Here is a 16921-nt window from a genome sequence, read left to right on the forward strand (position 1 = left end):
AGTACGTCCTATGTCTTCAAGGGTCGGTGCCGGGGAAATCGCGGCCGAGATCGTGTTCGATCCGGCCGGGAGCGGCTACCACACGTTCCGGATCCCGTCCGTGCTGGCGCGGGGCTCCTCCGTGCTGGCGTTCTGCGAGGGCCGGCTGCACGGGTCCGGCGACGCGGGCGAGATCGAGGTCGTGCTGCGGCGCTCCCTCGACGGCGGGCGGACCTGGCTGCCGCTGCAGGTGGTGTCTGCGGTCCCCGGCAAGACCTGCGGGAACCCAGTGCCGGTGATCGACCCGGCGAGCGGCGACATCGTGCTGGTGACGGCGCAGAACGGCGCCGACGCGGTCGAGATGTCGCTTGCCCGCGGCACCGATCCCGAGTCCGGGCGGCGGGTGTTCGTGCAGCGGTCCGCGGACGACGGGGCGACCTGGAGCCCGACGGTCGAGATCACCGCGCAGGTGAAGCCCGGCGACTGGGGCTGGTACGCGACCGGGCCGTGTCACGGGATCGCGCTGACGACTGGGCGTCTCGTCGTACCGGCGAATCACTCCTTCGTGCCGTCCGAGCCTGTTGACGACCTGATCCGGCTGAACGGTGGGCACTGCATCGTGAGCGATGACGGTGGGCACACGTGGTCGGTCGGGTTCGTGGATCGCAACGACGGGGCGGAGATCAACGCCAACGAGACGACCGTTGCCGAGCTTCCTGACGGACGGCTGTACTTCAACGCCCGCAACCACCAGGGCACCGGGCCGGCGCGGGTGCACGCCTGGTCTTCGGACGGCGGTACGTCGCTCGACGCGCCGTACGCCGGGATCCCGGAGATCACCGCGCCGGGGATCCAGGGGAGCGTGCTCGCGCTGCCCGACGGCCGGCTGCTGTTGTCGACGCCGGTGAATCCTTCGTCGCGCCGGGAGCTCACGGTCTTCGTCAGTGCGGACGCCGGGCAGTCCTGGCAGCCCGCTCTCGTCGTGCATGACGGGATGGCCGGCTACTCCGATCTGGTGCCGCTGCCCGACGGCCGGGTCGGGATCTTCTACGAGGCCGGAGAGACCTCGTCCTTCGCCACCTTGCGCTTCGCCCTATTCGCCCTCTGAGGTTGGGAGACCCCTTGACCGACTCCGCCCAGTTGACCGGCGTCGTACCGCCGCTCGTCACCCCGCTCACGCCCGAGTACGACGTCGACACCGCATCGCTGGCCAGGTTGATCGACCACCAGCTGACCGGTGGTGTGGACGGGGTGTTCGTGCTCGGCACCTCCGGCGAAGGCACGTTCCTGACCGACGAACAACGTCAGGTCGTGCTGGAGACCACCGTGACCGAGGTGGCCGGTCAGGTGCCGGTGCTGGCCGGTGTCATCGACACGTCGACCGCCCGTGCCGGCGCCCATCTGTCCGCCGCGTTGAAGGCCGGAGTGGACGGGCTGGTCGCGACCGCGCCGTTCTACGCGGCCACCCACCCAGCCGAGATCGAGCGGCACTTCGTCCGGCTGGCCTCGCTGGCCGGAGACACGCCGCTGTACGCGTACGACATCCCGCCGCGGGTCGGGGTGAAGCTCCCGGCGGCGCTGATGATCTCGCTCGGTCAGCGCGGGATCATCGCCGGGGTGAAGGACTCCAGCGGGCAGGAGACGAGCCTGCGTCAGCTGGTGCTGGACCGCCGGGACGCCGGGCTGTCCGGGTTCGCGGTCATGACCGGCTCCGAGGTGACGGTCGACTCGTCGCTGGCGTTCGGCGTCGACGGCGTCGTACCCGGGTTGGGGAACGTGGATCCGGCCGGGTACGTGCGGCTGTACGACGCGGTGGCTGCCGGGGATCTGGCCGCGGCGCGGGCCGAGCAGGAGCGGCTGATCAGGTTGTTCGAGATCATCGACGTCGCGGACCGCGGCCGGATGGGTGCGAGCTCGGCCGCGCTGGGCGCGTTCAAGGCCGGGCTGTACCTGCGCGGTGTGATTGCCTGCCCGGTCACGGCGTACCCGTCGATCCCGCTGGACGAGGCGGAGATCGAGGCAATCCGGCCCTTGCTCGAACGCGCCGGACTACACTGAACGGTTCCAAGTTTCTGAGGAGGCCGGCAGTGACAACGGGTGGGCTCAGCCGGGCACGGGGTGCGGCGGGGAATCAGTCCTTCATTCGCGACCAGATGAAGTCGTACATCCTGGAGCGCGGGCTCAAGGCGGGTGACCCGCTGCCCAACGAGCAGGAGCTGATGGCTCAGCTCGGCGTCGGGCGGCACCCGCTGCGCGAGGCGATGAAGGCGTTGCAGGCGGTCGGCATCATCGAGATCCGGCACGGCTACGGCACGTACGTCGGCGAGGTGTCACTGCAGTCGCTGGAGGACGGGCTCGCGTTCCGGATGTCGCAGTCGATGGCCGGCGACCTCCGGGACGTGCAGAACGTCCTCGAGGTCCGCCAGGCCATCGAGGTCGGCCTGGCGGACGACGTCGTCGCGCACTTCAGCTCCCACGGGTACGACGCCCTGGAGCCGATCGTCGAGGCGATGGAGGCCAAGGCCGCCGACGGCAAGTACTTCCCCGACGAGGACTGGGCCTTCCACCAGGCCCTCTACGAACCGCTGGGCAACGCCCTGGTCATCGACCTGCTCTCCGTCTTCTGGCGAACCTTCTCCCAGGTCGACGCCCGCCTCCCCGGCGCCCGCTACACCCCCGCCGACGCCGCCGCCTGGCACCGCGACCTGTTGGACACCTTGCAGACAGCCGACCCAGACGCCTTCGCCCGCTCCATGAAAAAGCACTTCAACGGGATTCACACTCGCCTCGGCGAATAGGGGCCGTGCAGCTCGACAGGACGTATATGCCCACTGAGACGCCGGTCAGCGCCGGCGGACGGTGAGTTGGAACCGGCAACCAAGGCACCTCCTGTCGAGCTGTCCCCCTGTGGACAACGCACGACACGAGCCGGCCGACTTGGGTCACCCTTTCTGGGATGGAATCGGTCGGCGAGGTTCTCGCGCGCCTGGGCGGATGGGCGACCTCTGCGGAGCTGGCGCAGGTGGCTTCCCGCCGGGCTGTCGCGGCGGCGCTGACGCGCGGCGAGGTGCGGCGAATCGCGCTAGGGATCTACGCGGTCCCCGGGCTGCCTGCGGACCAGGTGGCGATGCTTGCGTACGACGGTGTCCGCTCGCACCTGAGTGCTGCCACGGCGCTGGGCCTGCCGCTGCTGGTCGCCCCCGAGAAACCTCATATCACCGTCCCACCCAAGCGCCACCCCCGTCCGGGACCGCCTGCAGTCCTGCATTGGGCGGACACCGATTCCGACGAGCGCCGAAACCGGATCACCTCGGTCCAGCGGACCGTCGTCGACTGCGCTCGCATCCTCCCGTTCGCCGAGGCGCTCGCCATCGGGGACGCGGCGCTCGCTGCCGGAACGATCAGCCAGGACGAGCTCCTGGCCGCGACCGCCGCCCTGCGGGGTCCCGGGTGCCCGAACGCCCGAAGAGTAGCGGCAGCCGCGACACGGCAGGCCGGCAGTTTCCTCGAGTCCGTGCTGCGGGCTCTGCTCATCAGCGAAGGCATCGAGGGCTTCGAGCCGCAGGTCCTGGTCACGAACGGGTGGTTCCGGGCGCGAGTCGACCTGGGCCACCGCCAAGCCCGGCTGGCCCTGGAGGCAGAGGGGTTCGAGTTCCACGGGTCCAGGCGGGACTTCAGTGCTGACTGTCACCGCTACGACGAGTTGGTGGCAGCGGGGTGGTTGGTGCTGCGACTCACCTACGAACAGGTGATCGGTGATCCGGCTTGGGTGGTCGCAATCATCCGGTCGACGTTGGCGCAGCGTCTCGTGGGCTGACGGCGTACAGCTCGACAGGAGGTGTCACTCAGAACGGACTGGCTCCAGCCTCGCCGAGGCTGGAGCCAGCCGCCTGACCCAGACACTTCCTGTCGAGCTGCACAGCTCAGGCGAAGAGGTTCTCTGCGTCGACGATGGTGTAGGCGTAGCCTTGCTCGGCCAGGAAGCGTTGGCGGTGGGCGGCGAACTCGGCGTCTACGGTGTCTCGGGCGACGATGGAGTAGAAGCGGGCGGTGCGGCCGTCGCCTTTGGGGCGGAGGACTCGGCCTAGGCGCTGGGCCTCTTCCTGGCGGGAGCCGAAGGTGCCGGAGACCTGGATGGCGACGGACGCCTCGGGGAGGTCGATGGAGAAGTTGGCGACCTTGCTGACCACCAGCCGGGTGATCTCCCCGGCCCGGAACGCGTCGAACAGCCGCTGCCGTTCGCGGACCGTCGTCTCGCCCTTGATCACCGGGCACTCCAGCCGCTCGCCGAGCTCGTCGAGCTGGTCGATGTACTGGCCGATCACCAGCAGCGGCTCGTCCGCGTGATGCTCGGCGATCCGCCGTACCAGCCTCGACTTCGCCGGGGTCGACGCGGCCAGCCGGTAGCGGTCCTCCGGCTCCGCGGTCGCGTACACGAACCGCTCGGACTGCTCGAGGTCGACCCGCACCTCGACGCAGTCGGCCGGCGCGATCCAGCCCTGCGCCTCGATGTCCTTCCAGGGCGCGTCGTACCGCTTCGGGCCGATCAGCGAGAACACGTCGCCTTCGCGGCCGTCCTCCCGGACCAGGGTCGCGGTCAGGCCGATCCGCCGCCGGGTCTGCAGGTCGGCGGTCATCCGGAAGATCGGCGCCGGCAGCAGGTGCACCTCGTCGTACACGATCAGGCCCCAGTCCCGCGCGTCGAACAGCTCCAGGTGCGTGTAGACGCCCTTCCGGCGGGTCGTCATCACCTGGTACGTCGCGATCGTCACCGGGCGGATCTCCTTGCGGGCACCGGAGTACTCGCCGATCTCGTCCTCGGTCAGGCTGGTCCGGCGGAGCAGCTCGTCCTTCCACTGCCGCGCGGACACCGTGTTGGTGACCAGGATCAACGTGGTCGCGGACGCCTGCGCCATCGCGGCCGCGCCGACGATCGTCTTGCCGGCCCCACAGGGCAGTACGACGACGCCGGAGCCACCGTGCCAGAACGAGTCCACCGCCTGCTGCTGGTACGGACGCATGTCCCAGCCCTCGCGGACCAGCTCGATCTTGTGTGTCTCGCCGTCGACGTACCCGGCGAGGTCCTCGGCCGGCCAGCCGAGCTTCAGCAGGGTCTGCTTGAGGTGACCGCGTTCGGACGGGTGCACCAGCACGGTGTCCTCGTCGATGCGCGCGCCCATCATCGGCTTGACCTTGTTGCTGCGCAGGACCTCTTCCAGCACCGGCCGGTCGGTCGTCACCAGCACCAGCCCGTGCTGCGGGTGCTTCTCCAGCCGCAGCCGGCCGTAGCGGTCGAGGGTCTCCGCGATGTCGACGAGGAGCGAGTGTGGGACGGGGTAGCGGCTGTACCGCAGCAGTACGTCGATGACCTGCTCAGCGTCGTGTCCGGCGGCCCGCGCGTTCCACAGCCCCAGCGGCGTCAGCCGGTAGGTGTGCACATGCTCCGGCGCCCGCTCCAGCTCCGCAAACGGCGCAATCGCCTTCCTGCAGTCATTCGCGTCCGGATGCGCGGTCTCCAACAACAATGTCTTGTCCGACTGCACGATCAAGGGACCGTCTGTCACGCCCTACTCCTATCGTCGCCCCGACCTTCCATTGTGCCTGAGGCGATCAATCCACGACGCGGGCGGCGGCAATGCGGTGCAGTGCGTAGGTCCTCGGCTGGTCGGCGCCTTCGTCGTAGGCGGTGAGCCAGCCGTCGGCTACCCGGACGGGTTCGACGATGCGTTCGGAGCTGGTGCCGTTGTGGTCGACGTAGGAGATCCAGGTACGGGTGTGGGACTCGGCGGCGTTGGACAGGACGCCCATGGTTTCGGCGGGGGCGGTGGGTTCGATCAGGCCCTCGTCGGTTGGGCGCTCGGCAGCGATGCGGTCGCCGGCGCGGACCTTCTCGATGACGGCCTTCACCTGGTCGTCGGACAGGTCGAGCGGGCTGTCGACGAAGTCCCGGCTGGTACGGCGACGTGGAGTCTCACCCCGCCGGGTCGCCGCTGTGGTCACGTGCACCACCCCGTCGAACGTCTCCGCGAGCGGCGCGAGACCGGCCTCGCGCAACCGGCTCAGCACCATGTCCGGCGGCGACGGCGACACCACGACCGTCGGCGCCAGCCGGCGGAACCGGATCCCCGGCAGGTTCGAGTTGAGCAGATGGGTCAGCACGTCCTCGTCATCACACCGCAGGTACGTCGACGCCGTGCCAAGCCGGAGTACGCCGTGACGCCGCGCAACGTCGTCGATGAGGTACGTGAGTGGCTGGGGGACCGGTGTCCGGGAGTGCTCGGCCAGCCACTTGTGCAGTTGGTCCGCGGTGCGTCCGAGGTCGAAGGCACGCCGTACTGAGCTCTCACTGAACCTGTAGACGCCCGCACCACCGTGCGACTCGACATCGGCCATCGCAGACAGCTCGTCCTGCACAGTGCGGACCAGTGGACCAGGAGCGACTGCGGTGAGGTCTGCTTGCAGCAGTACTTCGGACACTGGCTCGGGGACCAGCGGGCTGATCGCCTCGGCCAGGTCCTCGGCAGTCGGCTCTGCCCCGAGCAGCGGGCGCGCATGCTGTGCCATCGCACCAAGGCCGGTTAGACCGAGCAGTGCGGCCTCAGTGACCGTCCACTCGACCAGCTCGTCCCGGAACTGGCCACCACGCCGCGGCCGGTGCCAGGCGACCCAGGTGACCACAGACTCCGTCGCAGGCGCCGTACCAGCTCCTGCCTCGGCCAGGGCTCGCAGGGCGAGCACTCGGATCTCTGGGGCCAGCAGCCGTTCCAGGTCGGGCGCCAGCGCGTTGATCAGCCGCTCCCGCGCCGCAGCCGTCGCGCCACCGCTGTCCCGCCTGCCGATCAGCCCGATCGCTCGGAGCCCGGTGAACCATGCCATGACGAGCTGCGCCCACCGGTGTGCGAGATCCAGCTCCAGCCAGTCGTCGTACGAGCTCGTCGGCAGCCAGAGCTCACTGGTGCCGACCTCCACTGCCGCAACGAGCCCGGCAGCGTAAGCGATCTCCAACACCGCTGCGGCCTGCTGCTCGTCCGCACCGATCTTGCCGGCCAGGCTGCGCAGCTCCCGGACGCCGACACCGCCAGTGCGGAGGACAGGCGGCGGTTCCGTGCCGAGCTGCTCGAGAGCACGATCGACAAGGCGCACCAGATCAAGCGCCGCACCGGCCGCTGCCCGATCGCCGATCGCCGCCGACACCCGCTTGCCGTCCAGCGGCGGCGGCACCGGTCGCGTCGACGCAAGCACCCGCCCGCCACGCAGGTGCAGCCCGATCTGCCGCGGCAGCACCACGGTGTTGGCATCCTTCGGTACGACGAGACCGCGCGCGAGCAACCGCTCGACCGGAGTCCGTGCCGACGCGATCGTCACTGGACGCTCTGCCTTCTCCACCGAACCGGTCGGCGGACCCCATGTCAGCTTGTCCAGCACCGCCCGCGCGTCCGGACCGGCCTCCTCGATCAGCTTGTCCAGATCACCGAAGTGCCGCGTGGTGACCGGCCCGAGTCCAGCAGGTGTCGGCCCGAGCAGCTCGTGCACCGCACGGATGGGCCGCAGGTCGTCCTCGCCACCCCACACCAGCGCCAGGTCGAGTAACTCCTCAACCCGAGGCCGGACCACCTCAACAGGCTGGTCCACGCCGGCCGCCAGGGCAGCCAGCCCGACCGGCTCAGGCAACGCCGACAGCGACTCCAGCAGATCGACACCGAACTCATCCAACCGATTGATCGCCCGCGCAGCCGACGCATTCGTCGTCGCCCGAGCCGCCAACTGCCCGGTGTCCGCCGGAATCGGCATCGCCAGATCAGGCCGCCGCTGCAGCAACCGCCCGAGCGCAGAGTCATCCCAGGTACGCAATGCCTCAGCGAGGGTACGCGGGCGGCTCCGCTCGGTCGTGCTCATCCCTATTACGGTACGCCCATCGGGAACTACTCTGCGGCCGCGGCGGTGCCGATGCGGTGGAAGCCGACGCGTTCGTAGACGGCGGCGACGGCCCTGGTTTCGGCGGAGAGCAGGATCAGGTCGATGCCGTTGGCGAAGGCGTGCTCGGCCAACGTGCTGGTTACGGCGGCAGCCAGGCCGCGGCGGCGCATGGCGGGGAGGGTGCCGACGCCGACGATCTCCGTGGTGGTGCCGACCGGTTGGTGCTGGCCGCTGGCGACCATGCCGTCGTCGGTGAAGGCGGCGGCGGACACCGTCACACCGCGCTGCACCCGGTCCAGGATCGCTCCGATCAGGTCGTCGGCCACCTCGGCCGCCTTCGCATCGCGCTCCTGCGGTCCGGCTGCGCCGACCGCCGTACCCGGGTCGCCAAATGCCAGTGACGCGACCGCCCGAGCCTGGCGCAGTACGGCGTCATCCGCCGGCAGGATCTCGCAGCGCGCATCGGCCGGCGCCGGCCGGAACTGCGCGTGCTCGAGCACGAGCAACGGGTGCTCGACCACAGCCAACCCGGCCTCCGCGGCCGCCGGACCGAGCGACGGGCAGGTCTCGACCACCCACTCGAAACTCAGCGGGATCCCGAGCTCCTCGCACCGCGACCGCAGTACGTCGACATCGTCGGGCTTGATCGTGGCTCCGGCGCCCGGTACGGGACGCGCGTAGTACGGCCAGACCGTCGTACTGCGGAAGAGGGTGAACGGACCGACCTGCTCGGGCACGGCGCCGGACAACGGGACCGCGTGGAGGTAGTCGTCGACTCTGCTGATCATCGGGACGCAGTGAATCACCCGAGCGCGACCCGGCGCCAGAGCATGTCGAACTTCGCACACCGGCTCCGACGTCACCGACAACGCCTTGAGGAGGACGACATGCAGACAGTGACTTCGACCGACGGTACGACGATCGCCTACGAACGCCGGGGCAGCGGCCGACGGCTGATCCTGGTCCCGGGTGCGCTGTGCGACCGCAGCGCACTGCGACCGCTGGCCGACGAGCTGGCCGGCGACTTCGACGTGGTGACGTACGACCGGCGCGGTCGCGGTGACAGCGGCGACAAGACGCCGTACGGCGTGCTGCGCGAGGTGGACGACATCGGCGCACTGTTGACAGCCGTCGGCGGTACGGCGGCCGTCTACGGGCACTCGTCCGGCGCCGGGCTTGTCGCGATCGCCGCGGGGACTGGGCTGCCGTTCACGCACTTGGTGCTGCACGAGCCGCCGTATGGTCCGGACGACGTGGACACAGACGAGGACGGCGCGGAGGTGATCGAGCTGATCACGCAAGGGCGTCGGCAGGAGGCGGTCGAGCTCTTCCTCATGATGGCGGGCATGCCCAAGGAGGCCGCTCTGGAGACCGCGGCCGCGCCCGGCGTCGCCGACCTCGCACCGACCCTTGCGTACGACTTCGCCGTGATGGACCACGCCGCACCGGGCGGACGGGTGCCGGTCGACCTGCTCGCCAAGCTCATGCAGCCGACCCTCGTCGTCGCCGGGACCGCGTCAGCGCCGTTCATGGTCGACGCGGCGCACCGGATCGTCAAGGAACTGCCGGCCGCGTCACTGTGCGAGCTGGCCGACCAGGACCACGTCGTACCGCCGGAGCTCCTCGCTCCGGTCCTCAGCGAGTTCCTCAGTCGGCGATGATCTCGATCGACACCCTGTCCGGGTAGAAGGCCAGGTACTCGCGGATGTCGGCGACCGCGTCGTACGGCTGCTCGTAGGTCCAGACCGCGTTCACCCCGGTCGAGCCGGCGGGCAGCACGCTGTAGTACGACGCGTCGCCCTTGTACGGGCAGTACGTCTGGTGCTCGGTGCGCTCGAGCAGCGTGAGGTCGACGTCGTCCCGCGGGATGTACTGCACCGCGGGGTAGCTCGCCTCCTGCAGCGACAACGCGTCCCGGGTGTCCGCGATCACCCGGTCACCGGCCTTCACCACCACCCGGTCGGGGTTCTTCGCGATCGTGATCGGGTGGTCCGGACCGGGAATCTTCTGCAGAGCCATCAACGTCTCCCAAGGGCGTGGTTCACCGTCAACTTTTCAACAACCCCGGAGGCTGCCGCGGCATTCCCGCTACAGCTGTTCGAGTTCGACCACCAGGCACGGGCCGCCGTCGAAGGCGCCGCCGTCGATGCCGAGGACCAGGCCGTCGGCGTACGTGAGCGGCTCGGTGAGGTTCGCCGGGTCGATGCCGAGTTGGTCGGCGATGATGCTGTGGCCGTGCACGATCCGGTGGCCGCCGAGGTGCTGGAGCAGGATCGACGCGACCCGCGACCCGCCCGGACCGCGGAACGCGTACCGCGACGTCATCCGCCGCCACACTTCCCACCAGACCACGATGTCGTCGCTGTGCAGGTCGGCGCTCGCGGCGGCGTTGATCTGGTCGATCGTGTCCCCCCACTCGACGTACTCCGCGGTGTCGGAGTGCATCAGCAGGTGCCCCGCGTCCAGCCCGAGCATCGGCCGGTCGAGCAGCCACTCGACGTCGTCGTCGGTGAGCAGCTCCTGGTCCCGGTCCTGGCCGCCGTTCAGCACCCACGAGCGCTCGAAGCTGCGGGTGGTGATCCCCTCGTGCGGGACGAAGGTGTCGCCGAACTTGTGCATCCCGAGCGCGAGGATCTCGTGGTTGCCGAGCAGCACCCGGATCGCGTCGTCCGGCGCCTGCTCGATCAGCTTGCGGACGAAGCGCAGTACGCCGATCCCGTCCGGGCCACGGTCGAAGAAGTCGCCGAGGAACCACAGCCGCGCGTCCGCCCCGGACCAGTTGCCGTCGGCATCGGTCAGCCCGGCCGCGTGCAGCGAAGCCTGCAGCTTCTCGGGGTGACCGTGGATGTCGCTCACCGCATAAACAGAGGTCATGTCATCCCCGGAAGGTGAGGACGATCAGTACGACGTTCAGCACCGAGACGGCGGTCGCTACCAGGCATGCGGCGAGAGTAGTCGCCCACCGGTTGACAAGGTCGCCCATGACGCGCCGGGACGCGGTCAATCGGACCAGCGGCCAGAGCGCACACGGGATGCCGAAGCTCAGCACCACTTGCGAAACCACCAGTGCCCGGCTGGGATCGATGCCGATCGCAAGGACCAGCAGCGCCGGGATCAGCGTGACCAGCCTCCGGACTGCCAGCGGGACGTGGCGACGCCAGAAGCCGTCCAGGATCACCGAACCCGCGTAGGTGCCGACCGACGAGGAGGCGAACCCGCTCGCCAGGAGGGCCAGCGCGAACAACAGCGCGGGCACCTCGCCCAGCCGGACCCCGATCGCACTGTGCGCAGCGTCGAGGGAATCGGCGCCGGTCCCGTCCAGGGCCGCCGCGGCGACCACCACCATCGCGAGGTTGACCGCGCCGGCCAGCGCCATCGCGACGGCCACATCCATCCTGGTGGCTCGTAGTACCCGGGCCTTGCCCTTGGCCGTACCCAGCGTCTTCCAGTGCCGGTCGGTGACGAGCGCCCCGTGCAACCAGATCGCGTGCGGCATCACGGTCGCGCCGAGCATGCCGGCCGCGAGCACGAGCGACTCGGTCCCGTCCAGCCGCGGGACCAGACCACCGAGTACGCCGGTCGCCGACGGCTCCGACTGCACCGTCGACACCACGAACCCGAGCAGCACGACCGCGAGCAGCCCGATGATCGCCGCCTCGAACGGCCGCTGCCCGCGCCTCGACTGGTAGATCAGCAGCCCGAACGACACCGCTCCCGTGATCACCCCGCCGAGCAGTAGCGGGATCCCGAAGAGCAGGTTCAGCGCGATCGCACCACCGACCACCTCGGCCAGGTCGGTCGCGATCGCCACCAGCTCGGCCTGCGCCCACAACCCGGTCGACGTGGACCGCTTGAAGTGGTCCCGGCAGAGCTGCGGGAGTGTCCGCCCGGTCGCGATACTCGCCTTGGCGGCCAGATACTGCACCAGGACGGCCATCAGGTTGGCGCCGACCACCACCCAGCACAGCAGGTAGCCGTACGTCGCCCCGGCCGCGATGTTGGTCGCGAAGTTGCCCGGATCCACGTACGCGACGGCCGCCACGAACGCCGGTCCGAGCAGCAACAGCCCGGACCGGCTCAACTGCCGTTTCAGCGGCGCCGGCGCGTACATGAAAGAAGTCTCCACGACAGCGCCAAAGGCGCAACCCCGCCGGTCAGGTGCCGGTCGTGGAAGTCCCCAGCACCTTGCTCGCCTTCGCCGCCGCGTCGGCCACCGGCTCCTCGATGTCAGAGCTGTCGAAGTTCATGCTCAGCAGTACGTCGCCCAGCCCGGCGAACGCGAACGTCACCTCGAGCCCCGCCAGCGGCCCGCTCGCCGCGGAGAACCGGACCGCGACCGGCGTGGTCCCGGCCTTCGGCGCAGCCACCTCGGTGACCGTGACCGTCGAACTGCCGGCGCCTTCGATGCTGAGCTTGGCCTTGCTGCAGGCCTTCACCGCCGCCTTGACGGAGGTGAGGTAGGCCGTAGTCGCCGCGGCCGACGGCATCGCCTCGAGCGTCTCACCGACGAACGGGCCGTTCTGACCGCCGGAGAATTCCCGGGTCACGCCGACCTTCGCGCCGGGCGTCGAGTCGGCGTTGAACAACTGCACCAGCTTCGCGCACTTGGCGTTCGTCGACGACAGCTCAGTCCCGTCGTCACCCTCGGCGGCGGGATCGATCGCGAACCCGGCCGGCAGGTCCTCCAGCGCCAGCAACGCCTTGGTCAACGTTGCCTTGGTGCGGGCCACCGGAGCCTTGGAGGGCGGCGCAGTCGTCGGTACGGCGCTCGGCGTACTGCTGCTCGCGGTCGGTGTCGGGGTCGGCGTCGCGGCCGAGCCACTGCCAGTGTCGGAGGAGCCGCCGCAGGCGACCAGGGTCAGTAAGAGGACGGCCGGGACAACGGCTCGCTGCAATACCATGAGTTCCCTCCCCAGGAAAGTTGCAGGGAGTCTAGACCGGAATCCGGTCCATCACGCCCAGGAGAACTGAACCTGTAATGAGACCTCAATCGCCTGGTCGCCCGGGCTGATGCTGACCGCCGCGTCGAAGCCGCCACCCAGCATCTTGCCCTGAGCCTGCTCACGGATCGGGAAGTAGCCCTGCGTCTCGGAGATCGAGGTGACCGAGCCCAGCGAGTAGCCGGCCAGGGCGGCGAGTTCCTCGGCCTTGGCGTAGGCCTGGCGGAACGCGAGTTCGCGGGCCCGGGTGAGCAGCGGGCCCTTCTCCTGGATGTCGAACTGCAGGTAGTCGAGTCCAAGGCTGTTGCCTGCGGCATCCACCGCCGCGTTGAGCAGCCGGCCGAACCCGGTCAGGTCGGTGGTGGTGACCGTCAGGCTGTGGGACGCGTGGAAACCACTCGGTGCCGACATCTCCTTGTACTGCGGGTGCACCTGGACCGAGCTGGTCGCGATGTCGGCCGCCTCGACCCCCTGCTGTCGCAGCGCCGCGATCACCGCGTCCGTCCGCTGCGCCACTTGCGACACCGCGGTCGCCACGTCGGCCGCGTCATGGCCGACGCTCAGCGTCATCCGCAGTACGTCCGGCGCCGCACTCACCTGTCCCGACCCGACAACGCTCACCCCAGTGTCCATACCGGCAGTCTGTCACTACTGGACATCTGGTGTCGGCCAACATGTCACTTGGCCGCCGCAGACTGCATCGTCACATTCACGCCCAAGGAGACGCTGATGCGCCGAAGGATCCTCCTACCCACTGTCCTCGCCGGGGTTCTGCTGACCGGCCTCACGACCGCCAATGCCTCGCCCAAGGACTCCGACGTCACCCGGGCCTTCGAGGCGACCACCCGCAGTACGGCGTGGACTCAGGTGGCCCGGATCCCCTTGCGGTTCCCGACGTACCACCCACAGGGGTTCGCGCTCGTCGGTGACCGAATCTTCCTGTCCAGCGTGGAGGTGACCGAGGCGCCGGTGCGGTATCCGCAGCCGGTGGACGGGTACGACAGGAGCCCGGGCAAGGGGGTCGGGCACCTGTTCGTCCTGGACCGGCAGGGCAACCTGCTGAAGGACATCAAGCTCGGCGAGGGTACGGCGTACCACCCGGGCGGCATCGACTTCGACGGGAAGGACGTGTGGATCCCGGTCGCGGAGTACCGGCCGAACTCGCGCGCGATCGTCTACACCGTGGACCCGAAGACCTACCGGGTCACCGAGCGCTTCCGGGTGCAGGACCACGTCGGCGGCGTCGTCCGCGACCGCACCACCGGCAAGGTGCACGGCGTCAGCTGGGGTTCCCGCACCCTCTACGACTGGACGCCCACCGGCCGCCGGCTGGAGTCCGCACCGAACGAGAGCCACCTCCTCGACTACCAGGACTGCGACTACGTCGCCCGCGGCAAACAACTCTGCGGCGGCGTCACGGGTCTCCCCGCACCCACCGGCACCTACGACCTAGGCGGCCTCGCCCTCCTGGACCTCGAGTCCAACCGCATCCTCCACGAGATCCCCTTCCCGTACTTCAGCCCCACCACCCGCCACAACGCCACCCGAAACCCCGTAGCCCTGGAAACCACCCCCACCAAACTCCGCCTCTACACCGCCCCCGACGACGGCGAAGACACAGGCGGCACCGAAATCCAAATCTACGAGTCCCCACTCAGCTAGCGCGGGGGATTATTCGGGCGGGGATGTTGTGGTGGTGGCAGAGGGCGAGGAGGGCGGTGCCGTCGATGAGTTGGAGGGGTTTGCCGGCGGCGAACTGGTAGCTGGAGGGGCCGAAGCCGCTGGTGGTGATGAGGATGCCCCGGGTGGCGCCGGCGTCCACGACGGTGCCGAAGAGGTCGCGGACGGCGGACGGCGGGACGGTGCGGGTCCAGAGCTTGGCCTGGACGACGAACTTGCCGCCGGTGATCGGCCGCTGGTCGTAGGCCACGCAGTCGATCCCGCCGTCGTTGCCGCGGCGGAACAGCCGCGTGTCCAGGCCCATCCGGGTGAGCAGGTTCTGGACCAGGTGCTCGAACGCGTCCGGGCTCAGCTCCAGCAGGTTCGGCCGGCTGTCGAGCTCGCTGATCACGTCGACCGGTTCGATCGCGCGCGGATCGGCGAGGTCGAACTCGAGCACCGGCTCCACCGGCTGCAGCTCCTCCGGATGCCGTGACACCTCCGCGGAGAAGTAGTGCCGCACGCAGGCGACCGGATCGAGCTGGTCCAGCACGAGAGCCTGGAACTGTTCCTTCGTCGCCCGCAACGTGATCAGGCACGGCCGCACGGTCTGCCCGGTCGGCAGGTCGACGGACTCGACCATCCCGTTGAACACCACCGTGTCGACCACGCCGTACCGGTCGCTCCCGAACACCAGGTGCAAGGCCCGCAACGCCAACTGGGCAACGAGCTGCTGGTACAGCAGCCGCATCTCCTGCGACGGTCGCGGCACCGCCACCACGGCTTCCTTCGAACGGTCATACAAGTACGACGCCTCGGCCGGTATGACGTCCACGCCCGGAAGCTCCCACTCGACCGCGAGCAGCGTCGACTCGGGGACGTAGCCGACCCGGCGCCGGCGGGGGAAGTCGAGCGGCTCGGCCACCCGATCGAGCGCCTTCTGGAAGTACTTGGTGACCGCAGCCCGGTCTCGGCCCTCGACCGCACGCTGGTAGGCGTCGACCCGGGCGTGCTGCTCCGAGGTCGCCTCGTCGAGCCGGCGCTGTTGCTCGACCTGGTCCCGCAGCGCGCGAGCCACACGCTCGCGCCGGTTCTCCTCGGCCGCCCGGTGCCGTTCGATCGCCTCGGCGAACCGGTCCTCCGCGTCGGCGAGTCGACGCGCGAACCTCCGGTCGGCACCCCACCAGCGGAAGCGGCGTGGTGAGTGGGGCACGAACGCATCCCAGACCGGTCCGGGATGCGCCTCGAGATCGGCCGGCGACCCCGTCGGCGGCGCCCGCCGAGGGGCCCGTTTCAGCGTCTGCAGATCGGTGCCGTCGACATCGATCGCGAGCGCGCCGGCCAGCACGTTGCCGAGGGCCCGGACGCGCTCGACCACCGCAGCGGTCCGTTGTGCCGCCTCGGCGGTACGTCCGGGCGGAGGGTCGCTGCGGGCGTAACCCTGGACGGTTCGGCCCATTGCCTCACACACCTCTCCCCGCCAGCGTAACCGGCTCGCCACACTCAGCGACTGAAATCACGCAGAGTTGGTCACCAAATTGCTTGCTGGCCACACCTTGTTCGCCCGCACCCGAACAGGTGCTCCAATATTACTCAAGGTGAGCGACAGGCGGCCAGGGGTTGTCGCACTGTTACAAGGGCGTGACGATTGAGCCCATGAGCAGCCTGCCTTCCTACGCGTCCGGGGTGTCCGACGTTCCGTTGCTGGGCGAGACGATCGGCGCCAACCTCAGACGCACGGTGCGCAGGTTCGGCGACCGGGATGCCCTGGTGGAGGTCCAGACCGGAAGGCGCTGGACGTACGGCGAGTTCGGCGCCGAGGTCGACGTGGTCGCGCGCGGCCTGCTGGCGCACGGGATCGCGAAGGGTGACCGGGTCGGGATCTGGGCCCCGAACTGCGCCGAGTGGACGATCACGCAGTACGCGACCGCCACGATCGGCGCGATCCTGGTGAACATCAACCCGGCGTACCGGACCCACGAGCTGGCCTACGCGCTGAACCAGTCCGGCGTCCGGCTGCTGATCTCGGCGACCGAGTTCAAGACCAGTGACTACCGCGCGATGGTCGACGAGGTGCGCCCGGACTGCCCGGCGCTGGAGGAGACCGTCTACATCGGCACCGGTGACTGGGACGAGCTCCGGTCGGCGGCGGACCGGATCCCGGTCGGCGAACTGCACGCCCGGGAGGCCGAGCTCACCTTCGACGACCCGATCAACATCCAGTACACCAGCGGCACCACCGGCTTCCCGAAGGGCGCCACACTCAGCCATCACAACATCCTCAACAACGGCTTCTTCGTCACCGAGACGATCGCGTTCACCGAGGAGGACTGATGCGCCCCGCGTTTTCCGGACAGCTCTTAACGGCTAATTCACGCTGCGAGCTGCCGTTCCAGATACTCGTCATGGACCTGTTGTGGGGTTCG

At 69.4% G+C, this 16921-nt stretch carries 16 protein-coding genes; 7 read left to right on the forward strand and 9 right to left on the reverse strand.

From position 1 onward, the window contains the following. The first annotated feature begins 10 nt into the window (after window positions 1-10). The 4 genes from ACIBL3_RS14650 (at window position 11) to ACIBL3_RS14665 (ending at window position 3796) form a co-directional block, all read left to right on the forward strand. On the forward strand, window positions 11-1087 hold the full coding sequence (locus ACIBL3_RS14650; protein ID WP_396353788.1) for an exo-alpha-sialidase: 1077 nt from the start codon (window positions 11-13) through the stop codon (window positions 1085-1087). Between the two features lie 14 nt (window positions 1088-1101). Next, on the forward strand, window positions 1102-2037 hold the full coding sequence (locus ACIBL3_RS14655; RefSeq protein ID WP_396353789.1) for a dihydrodipicolinate synthase family protein: 936 nt from the start codon (window positions 1102-1104) through the stop codon (window positions 2035-2037). A gap of 29 nt (window positions 2038-2066) precedes the next feature. Beyond that, on the forward strand, window positions 2067-2777 hold the full coding sequence (locus ACIBL3_RS14660; RefSeq protein ID WP_396353790.1) for a FadR/GntR family transcriptional regulator: 711 nt from the start codon (window positions 2067-2069) through the stop codon (window positions 2775-2777). 158 nt (window positions 2778-2935) lie between these two features. After that, window positions 2936-3796 carry a DUF559 domain-containing protein gene (locus ACIBL3_RS14665; RefSeq protein WP_396353791.1) on the forward strand — a complete coding sequence of 287 codons (861 nt, stop codon included), beginning with the start codon at window positions 2936-2938 and terminating at the stop codon, window positions 3794-3796. 106 nt (window positions 3797-3902) lie between these two features. Here ACIBL3_RS14665 and ACIBL3_RS14670 read toward each other — a convergent pair whose 3' ends face one another. Genes ACIBL3_RS14670 through ACIBL3_RS14680 form a run of 3 tightly spaced genes read right to left on the reverse strand, consistent with a single transcriptional unit; the run spans window position 3903 to window position 8684 of the window. Continuing rightward, the gene (locus ACIBL3_RS14670; protein WP_396353792.1) at window positions 3903-5543 is read right to left on the reverse strand and encodes a DNA repair helicase XPB; all 1641 of its coding nucleotides are present in this window, start codon (window positions 5541-5543) and stop codon (window positions 3903-3905) included. A 46-nt stretch (window positions 5544-5589) separates the two neighbouring features. After that, window positions 5590-7875 carry a helicase-associated domain-containing protein gene (locus tag ACIBL3_RS14675; RefSeq protein WP_396353793.1) on the reverse strand — a complete coding sequence of 762 codons (2286 nt, stop codon included), beginning with the start codon at window positions 7873-7875 and terminating at the stop codon, window positions 5590-5592. 26 nt (window positions 7876-7901) lie between these two features. Then, the gene (locus ACIBL3_RS14680) at window positions 7902-8684 is read right to left on the reverse strand and encodes a GNAT family N-acetyltransferase (RefSeq protein WP_396353794.1); all 783 of its coding nucleotides are present in this window, start codon (window positions 8682-8684) and stop codon (window positions 7902-7904) included. A gap of 99 nt (window positions 8685-8783) precedes the next feature. Between ACIBL3_RS14680 and ACIBL3_RS14685 the strand changes: the two genes are divergently transcribed. After that, window positions 8784-9557 (forward strand): alpha/beta fold hydrolase, encoded by a 774-nt coding sequence (locus tag ACIBL3_RS14685; RefSeq protein WP_396353795.1) that lies wholly within the window; start codon window positions 8784-8786, stop codon window positions 9555-9557. Here ACIBL3_RS14685 and ACIBL3_RS14690 read toward each other — a convergent pair. The 5 genes from ACIBL3_RS14690 to ACIBL3_RS14710 all read right to left on the reverse strand — a co-directional run bounded on the left by ACIBL3_RS14690 (window position 9544) and on the right by ACIBL3_RS14710 (window position 13469). Next, on the reverse strand, window positions 9544-9915 hold the full coding sequence (locus ACIBL3_RS14690) for a DUF427 domain-containing protein (protein ID WP_396353796.1): 372 nt from the start codon (window positions 9913-9915) through the stop codon (window positions 9544-9546). The two genes, ACIBL3_RS14685 and ACIBL3_RS14690, sit on opposite strands and share 14 nt — an antisense overlap. A 69-nt stretch (window positions 9916-9984) precedes the next feature. Then, complete coding sequence (locus ACIBL3_RS14695) at window positions 9985-10770, reverse strand: metallophosphoesterase (RefSeq protein ID WP_396353797.1); 786 nt, start codon at window positions 10768-10770, stop codon at window positions 9985-9987. Window position 10771: 1 nt separating this feature from the next. Next, window positions 10772-12007 carry an Nramp family divalent metal transporter gene (locus tag ACIBL3_RS14700; RefSeq protein ID WP_396353798.1) on the reverse strand — a complete coding sequence of 412 codons (1236 nt, stop codon included), beginning with the start codon at window positions 12005-12007 and terminating at the stop codon, window positions 10772-10774. Between the two features lie 43 nt (window positions 12008-12050). Further along, complete coding sequence (locus ACIBL3_RS14705) at window positions 12051-12797, reverse strand: hypothetical protein (protein WP_396353799.1); 747 nt, start codon at window positions 12795-12797, stop codon at window positions 12051-12053. Window positions 12798-12848: 51 nt separating this feature from the next. After that, window positions 12849-13469, reverse strand: coding sequence for an SIMPL domain-containing protein (locus tag ACIBL3_RS14710; protein WP_396353800.1), 621 nt, complete (start codon window positions 13467-13469; stop codon window positions 12849-12851). A gap of 96 nt (window positions 13470-13565) precedes the next feature. Between ACIBL3_RS14710 and ACIBL3_RS14715 the strand changes: the two genes are divergently transcribed. Beyond that, window positions 13566-14498: a DUF6454 family protein gene (locus ACIBL3_RS14715; protein WP_396353801.1), complete on the forward strand. Its 933-nt coding sequence runs from the start codon at window positions 13566-13568 to the stop codon at window positions 14496-14498. On the opposite strand, the gene ACIBL3_RS14720 is transcribed toward ACIBL3_RS14715, so the two are convergent. Further along, a complete protein-coding gene (locus tag ACIBL3_RS14720) occupies window positions 14491-15954 on the reverse strand; it encodes a restriction endonuclease (RefSeq protein ID WP_396353802.1) in 1464 nt (487 codons plus the stop codon). The two genes, ACIBL3_RS14715 and ACIBL3_RS14720, sit on opposite strands and share 8 nt — an antisense overlap. A 197-nt stretch (window positions 15955-16151) precedes the next feature. Here ACIBL3_RS14720 and ACIBL3_RS14725 point away from each other — a divergent pair, with 197 nt between their 5' ends. Next, window positions 16152-16829 (forward strand): AMP-binding protein, encoded by a 678-nt coding sequence (locus ACIBL3_RS14725; protein WP_396353803.1) that lies wholly within the window; start codon window positions 16152-16154, stop codon window positions 16827-16829. Window positions 16830-16921 lie beyond the last annotated feature (92 nt).

This window comes from Kribbella sp. NPDC050124 (assembly GCF_044460355.1).
Taxonomy (GTDB): Bacteria; Actinomycetota; Actinomycetes; order Propionibacteriales; family Kribbellaceae; genus Kribbella.

Coding starts and splice junctions, on each gene's coding strand:
- ACIBL3_RS14650 (WP_396353788.1), top strand. CDS start 11: ATGTCTTCAAGGGTCGGTGCCGGGGAAATCGCGGCCGAGATCGTGTTC.
- ACIBL3_RS14700 (WP_396353798.1), bottom strand. CDS start 12,007: ATGTACGCGCCGGCGCCGCTGAAACGGCAGTTGAGCCGGTCCGGGCTG.
- ACIBL3_RS14695 (WP_396353797.1), bottom strand. CDS start 10,770: ATGACCTCTGTTTATGCGGTGAGCGACATCCACGGTCACCCCGAGAAG.
- ACIBL3_RS14685 (WP_396353795.1), top strand. CDS start 8,784: ATGCAGACAGTGACTTCGACCGACGGTACGACGATCGCCTACGAACGC.
- ACIBL3_RS14690 (WP_396353796.1), bottom strand. CDS start 9,915: ATGGCTCTGCAGAAGATTCCCGGTCCGGACCACCCGATCACGATCGCG.
- ACIBL3_RS14675 (WP_396353793.1), bottom strand. CDS start 7,875: ATGAGCACGACCGAGCGGAGCCGCCCGCGTACCCTCGCTGAGGCATTG.
- ACIBL3_RS14665 (WP_396353791.1), top strand. CDS start 2,936: ATGGAATCGGTCGGCGAGGTTCTCGCGCGCCTGGGCGGATGGGCGACC.
- ACIBL3_RS14710 (WP_396353800.1), bottom strand. CDS start 13,469: ATGGACACTGGGGTGAGCGTTGTCGGGTCGGGACAGGTGAGTGCGGCG.
- ACIBL3_RS14725 (WP_396353803.1), top strand. CDS start 16,152: ATGAGCAGCCTGCCTTCCTACGCGTCCGGGGTGTCCGACGTTCCGTTG.
- ACIBL3_RS14680 (WP_396353794.1), bottom strand. CDS start 8,684: ATGATCAGCAGAGTCGACGACTACCTCCACGCGGTCCCGTTGTCCGGC.
- ACIBL3_RS14705 (WP_396353799.1), bottom strand. CDS start 12,797: ATGGTATTGCAGCGAGCCGTTGTCCCGGCCGTCCTCTTACTGACCCTG.
- ACIBL3_RS14715 (WP_396353801.1), top strand. CDS start 13,566: ATGCGCCGAAGGATCCTCCTACCCACTGTCCTCGCCGGGGTTCTGCTG.
- ACIBL3_RS14720 (WP_396353802.1), bottom strand. CDS start 15,954: ATGGGCCGAACCGTCCAGGGTTACGCCCGCAGCGACCCTCCGCCCGGA.